This window comes from Acetobacter sp. DmW_136 (genome assembly GCF_008690365.1).
Taxonomy (GTDB): domain Bacteria; phylum Pseudomonadota; class Alphaproteobacteria; order Acetobacterales; family Acetobacteraceae; genus Acetobacter; species Acetobacter oryzifermentans.
Genome location: NZ_VHON01000077.1, coordinates 1 through 5,269 on the forward strand (window position 1 = coordinate 1; position 5,269 = coordinate 5,269).

4 protein-coding genes and 1 pseudogene are annotated in these 5,269 nt (G+C 52.5%); 4 read left to right on the plus strand and 1 reads right to left on the minus strand.

The window, feature by feature from the left end; genetic code table 11:
• From FKW31_RS16535 to FKW31_RS15430, 4 genes and pseudogenes are all read left to right on the plus strand, one after another.
• Positions 1 to 1,141 (plus strand): annotated as a pseudogene (locus FKW31_RS16535) (hypothetical protein); the annotation flags it as partial.
• A gap of 52 nt (positions 1,142 to 1,193) precedes the next feature.
• Positions 1,194 to 1,469: a type II toxin-antitoxin system Phd/YefM family antitoxin gene (locus FKW31_RS15420; protein WP_150179013.1), complete on the plus strand. Its 276-nt coding sequence runs from the start codon at positions 1,194 to 1,196 to the stop codon at positions 1,467 to 1,469.
• Complete coding sequence (locus FKW31_RS15425; protein WP_045543371.1) at positions 1,466 to 1,735, plus strand: Txe/YoeB family addiction module toxin; 270 nt, start codon at positions 1,466 to 1,468, stop codon at positions 1,733 to 1,735. Before FKW31_RS15420 ends, FKW31_RS15425 begins: the two co-directional genes overlap by 4 nt.
• 12 nt (positions 1,736 to 1,747) lie before the next feature.
• A complete protein-coding gene (locus FKW31_RS15430) occupies positions 1,748 to 2,419 on the plus strand; it encodes a DUF6118 family protein (RefSeq protein WP_045543372.1) in 672 nt (223 codons plus the stop codon).
• Between the two features lie 86 nt (positions 2,420 to 2,505).
• On the opposite strand, the gene FKW31_RS15435 is transcribed toward FKW31_RS15430, so the two are convergent.
• Positions 2,506 to 4,923, minus strand: coding sequence for a Hint domain-containing protein (locus FKW31_RS15435; protein ID WP_150179014.1), 2,418 nt, complete (start codon positions 4,921 to 4,923; stop codon positions 2,506 to 2,508).
• Positions 4,924 to 5,269: the final 346 nt, after the last annotated feature.

The window sequence follows — 5,269 nt, forward strand, 5'->3', positions numbered from 1 at the left end:
CAGCTTTGGCGCTATCATCATCACCGCGGACCAGCGTGATGGATGGTTCTTCTCTTCCTCCAGAACCATGCGGGCTGCACGTTCACGAAATTCAGGCGGAAAACGCTTCGATTTGTTGCTCATGAATCCTTCTTACCTCTCGGGTCGTTCCGTCTCCACAAAACCCGGGGCAATTCAGGGCCGGGATGATGTGGGCGACCGGGACGGGCTGGTGAAGCGGCTGTCGCGCGAGCGGCTGAAGGACACCACGCTGGATTATCCGCATGTCCGGGATCGGGATACCGGATTTGCGGGGCGGCGCGGGCTGCATGTCCCCGAGAGCGAGATCGTGGTGGGGCGTGAGAAAGCCACCTCTGGCTTCCGGCAGGACAGGCAGGTCGAAGCTGTTCGTACGCCAGATCCGGTACCGGCACAGCAGAAACGCGGGATGTTCGACGGGCTGGACCTGTCCGTGCGACCGGGGCGTCGTGCGGCGGAAAAAGACGTATCGGCCGGGATGGATGCCGGGGCCGGGAAAGGGGAAAGTGGGGTTGAGCGTGAGGCTCCTGTCTCTCCCTTTGCGGGTTTGAGGCTGCCCCGCGTGCAGCGTGAGCAGGTGCCGGTCGGGCTGGATGGGTTTGTACCGGGGAGTGACCCGCTTCAGCAGGCGGTGGAGCGATATGCGCGGGCCTGGGTGGATGCCGAGCGCATGGTGCGTCAGGAGCTGCCGGTGCTGGAGCATCAGAAGAAGGCGCTTTTTGAAGCCGGTCGGGATTTGGAACGGGTCCGGCGTGGCGGTGAGGCGGATCTGCGGGCGGCGCTGAAGCATCAGCCGGAGATCCGGCAGGCGCTGCATAGTCTGGAAGGGTCGGCCCGGGCGCGTAAACTGGTCGAGGGGCTGGAACACGAGGACAGAGTGCGGAAGAGTCCGGATCTGCGGGCGGCGCGGTTTGTGAAGACCTGGGACGGGCTGAGCCGCGAGCAGCAGGGTGTGGCGCTCAAGGAATTGAAGCGGGATGCGCAGCTTGAGTCCATCCTGCGGGAGAAAAGCCGCGAGCTGGGTATTAGGAAGGGATCGACGCTCGATCACGGGTTGCATCCCCATCAGCGGGAGCAGGCCCTCTCACGCTCCAGGTCGCGCGGTATGGATATGGGGATGTAAAAAAGAAGACGTACAGAAAACTGTACGTTATAGTGAAGGTGGAGGACCGATCATGACCTGTGTTTCCTATACCGACCTGCGCCAGAACCTCGCGCATTATCTGGATGAAGCCGTGAACAGCCGCGCGCCGATTGTCGTGACCCGCAAGACCGGGAAAGGCAGTGTCGTGCTGATGTCGGAAGAAGAATTTTCCGGCTGGCAGGAAACCGTGCATCTCCTGAGCAGCCCGCGCAACGCGGAGAGGCTGTTGGGGAGCATTCGTGACATCGAGCACGGGGTAGCGACCGAGCGTGATCTTTTGAAGCAGCAGGGTAAGCCGTTGGCGTGAAGGTCTTTTTTCATGAAAATGGCTGGGAGGATTATCTTTCCTGGTTTCAGTCAGACACTGCGGTTCTTGAGAAGATCAATACCCTGATCGACGATGTAAGGCGGCATCCGTTTCAAGGGCTGGGTAAGCCGGAACCATTGAAGGGGCAGCTTTCCGGGTGGTGGTCTCGCCGGATTACGGGAGAACATCGTCTGGTCTACCGGGTTCAGGGGCGCGCGGGAGAGGATCAGCGGATTGAGGTTGCCCAGTGCCGGTTTCATTACTGAAGGAGAAGCGTCATGAGCGAGACGGATCCGGCAGCTCGTGCCTTTGAGGATCTGTGCGCTGAAATGACAGTGCTCCGGCGCAGTGTGGAAGCATTGCCCCAGGCATGGCGGGACAACCGGCCGCCAGATTACACGGAGGATCTGGCCCGTGTCGTGAAAGCCATGAATGCGGTCGGGACGCATATGAAGGCGATTGAGGCCAGCCCGACGCTGAAAATGACGCCCCAGGCGTATGGGCAGGGGATACGGGAGGAAGGACTGGCCGCCAGCCGGAGACTTGAAGGGGTCTTCGAAAAGGCGATCGGAGAGGTCCGGAAAGAGCGGCAGGTGCTGGCGTCGATTATTGGTCAGGCAAACAATCGGCGGGATCAATGGTTTTATCTGACTTTTATCGGAATTATGGCTTTTCTATTTGGGGTGGGGATCGCACCGCTTCTGTTTAATCACATCACCTGGAAGAATTTTGATGAGCGTGTGGCTTCGTTCATTGTTGGGGGCCAGGATCGGTGGGATTCCGGATATGCGATGATGCGGGATGCACGGCCTGAGCAATGGAACAGCTTTATGTGGGAGGATCGGCTGGTGCAGGACAATATGCCGCAAATCAGGGACTGTCGGATCGCGGCGACTCAGTCCGGACACCCGAAGGCTTGTGTGATTACGGTGAAGCCGGATGTACAGTAGTATTTGATGAGAAATAAGTTTTCATAAGGAAAGGGCTTTCCCGGCAAAGGGAAAGCCCCAACATTATTTGTCCGGGTTAACCGAGATTAAGCAGAACGTTTTTTTATATCAGAGTTTGGCTTTGTGTTCAGCAGATAGGGGCCTGCGGCACGAATAGTCATGGAGAGAATACCCATTTTCCCATGTGTCAGGTGATCACCTAACGGGAGTTCAGCATTCCCATTGGTCCATGCGCAGTCCGTCCAGTCGGTATCGTGCCAACCCGAAGGTTTTTCGTCCTGAAGGTGAGAAGTAATATCGAACTGCTGTTTGGCACATTGAAGCTGCACATCTGCTACGGCCACGCCCATATAGCGACGATCATCGACAAACGGGCCAATCACGTCTGATGGACGGCTAGAACGCGAGACGATCCGCACAGACTCTGTATTTGGTGGTAGCATGAAGCTGTAGTGATGCGCGGTCTTACGCATGGGACGGATCACAGCGTCTGTCTGAGTGATAAGATGTAGGTCAGGATCCGTTGTCGTTTCGATTTTTGTCGTTGAGATCTTGGTGCCCACAACACTGTTTTCACGCCATTCCAGAGCCCGGAAGAGCGGTTCCACAAAGGAGCGTTCCACGCCCAGTGGCGCACCAGCATCATCGGCCCAGCTTCTTACAGCTCCACGCAGAGTTGCGATTTTGCCTTCCTGACGGAAGGATGAACGGTTCCCTGTATCCAGATAGCTTTCTGTGAGCATGCCATCAGCGGTGATGACAGAATGCTGTTCTGTTTCTACGTGATAGTAATCGTAAGAAGTAATGGACTTGTCATAGAAGATAGACACACCATTGACCAGCATACGAACGGGGACAAAACGGTCTCTGAAGAACAAGCAATGCTCTGGTGTAATCAGCATGTCTTTATAGGGTACGCCTTCTGCAATAGCGTTTTTCAGAACCCGAACAGGATATCCTGCTTCATCATCTGGCATCTCAGCGTAAACAAAGGCATGTGATTTACCAACCCATGCAACAGGTTGGGTCACTTCCTTATTGTTCTTCCAATCGAAAGTAACAACTTCATCACCGATTTTGATGTTTTCAACGGCCACATCACCTTCTGGCGTGCGGATCATGCTGCCCGAAAGAAAGCAGACTTCAGCAGATGCGCCACCATGACCATCATCGGAAAGGACAAATCCAGTATTTTTGACACCAGGAATATTCAGGGTAATGGTGTTGCCATTGGCTAGTGTAACCACAACCTGATCATCAGACGGATAAGCATAAGATGCTCCATCTGCTGAAACCCCAGGCAGATCGATACTATCAGAATTTCCTGGTTTGCTGCCGCTCCAGCCGCTGATCACAGTGCTGACTGTTCCCCCGCTTTCCAGACCAGAAATAGTCAAACCATTATTTGTGTCGCCGGAAAGATCAATCGTGCCGCTCGTATTGTTCCAAATCGTAGCAGTCCCACCATCTTGAATGGTTACGAGTCCTGAAATAGTAGCGCCACTGGCTACAATAGCAGATCCACCACTAGATATGGATGTTAATCCAAGTATACTTCCTGAATTTGCATAAATTTTACCACCAGAATTAACATGATTATTATTTGATACGCCACCAGAATTGATTTCTATTACGCCGCCATTGTTGACAGTCGTGTCTGAGGCAATGCCTGCAACCCCTAAACCGCCACCACTGGAAATAATAATATCTTGGCCTCTGCCCCCTTTGCTGACCACAATATTACCAAATGCGGCTGCATCGGCATTGGAGAGTACTCCACCAGATAGAACATTAATCTGGGCCCCAGAGGTAGCGGTGAGAGAGGTTGTATGCTGGTTATCGTATGTTGTTCCGGAGCCAATATTTAGTGTGCCTCCCGCCAGAAGGCTTGTGTAAGATCCAGAGCCTCCTCCTGTGAAAGTCAGAGTTCCGCCACTGGAGATGACAGTGTTAGTGGACTTTCCTCCTGAAGAGACAGTGATCGTCCCGCCGTTACCTGCATCGGCATTGGAGAGTACTCCACCAGATAGAACATTAATCTGGGCCCCAGAGGTAGCGGTTCCCCCACTGATTGTTCCCTCAGACCGTGCGACTGTCGTACCCTTTAAAATAGCGCCAGAAGAGAAAATAACTGTCCCAATAGATCCTGATCCTACATGAATATCTTCTGCGATGCCTCCACTGAGTATGGTGGTTATACCCCCATAAGTAGTAGCTCCTCCTGAAATAAAACCACCATCATATACGATTATTTTACCTTTGTTTTGCCAGTATTCGGTATCATTCTTCTGAATCAATTGTGCTCCGCTAAGAACAAGTATTTCCCCTCCTCCAGTATTACCAGAAGCCTCTTCAATTGTTTGCTGTATACCGATGGCTCCAGCAGAAAGGATCTCCTGAGAGTTACTGGTAACAGTCACGCCTGAAACAACTTGACCCGATGTGAAAGTTGTTGTGCCCGAAGTAAGGTAAGGCGTTCCATTAGAAGGATAGACAATACTCATTTTATCACTTTCAAAAGTTGTGATTTGCGCAAACGTTCAATGCATGGGGTTTATTTTTAATATTAAAATACTTGATTAGAGTGAGTGGAACACTTAAACAGAGAGTGTTTTCTAAGAGCTAACTTTTTCGCCTAGAGAGAGTTTGCGCAAATCACCATTTCCAAAAAAATATCACCGTGAAATAGCATTCTCCTTCATTACGAAGGACGAAACAGGTGCGTAGAATTGGTTATGCTCGTGTCAGCACGATTGGCCAGGTAATCCCCCCATAAAAAGAGTGGCTTTTGAATGAGAATTTTCTCAGCGTAAGGATGAGGAGATTCTGATGAAGAGTGGTCGCTTTACT

Excerpts from the sequence above, each read along its gene's own strand:
- FKW31_RS15420 (WP_150179013.1), top strand. The coding sequence starts at position 1,194 with ATGACCTGTGTTTCCTATACCGACCTGCGCCAGAACCTCGCGCATTAT.
- FKW31_RS15430 (WP_045543372.1), top strand. The coding sequence starts at position 1,748 with ATGAGCGAGACGGATCCGGCAGCTCGTGCCTTTGAGGATCTGTGCGCT.
- FKW31_RS15435 (WP_150179014.1), bottom strand. The coding sequence starts at position 4,923 with ATGAGTATTGTCTATCCTTCTAATGGAACGCCTTACCTTACTTCGGGC.